This window comes from Streptomyces tateyamensis (assembly GCF_003205575.1).
Classification (GTDB): domain Bacteria; phylum Actinomycetota; class Actinomycetes; order Streptomycetales; family Streptomycetaceae; genus Kitasatospora; species Kitasatospora tateyamensis.
On the sequence record NZ_PYBW01000317.1, the window covers coordinates 1 to 250 of the forward strand.

Below are 250 nucleotides of genomic sequence, written 5' to 3' on the forward strand. Positions count from 1 at the left end.
CTGGTAGTCGAACCAGGGCAGCAGCCCCGCGCCCAGCCCGCACAGGATCGCGCCGGCCCGCCAGTCGCGCCGCAGGACCCACCGGTACAGGCAGTACACCAGCCCGATCAGGCCGGCCCACCAGAGCAGCGGGGTGCCGATCGCCAGTACCTCGGAGGCGCACTGGCCGGCCCGGCAGCCGCTCTGCCCGAAGGTGGGCGACTCGTAGTAGAAGGAGACCGGCCGGCCCAGCACCAGCCAGCTCCACGGG

The 250-nt window shown here is 73.6% G+C and carries 1 pseudogene; it reads right to left on the reverse strand.

The window, feature by feature from the left end:
- A pseudogene (locus C7C46_RS33555) lies at positions 1 to 250 on the reverse strand (phospholipid carrier-dependent glycosyltransferase); the annotation flags it as partial.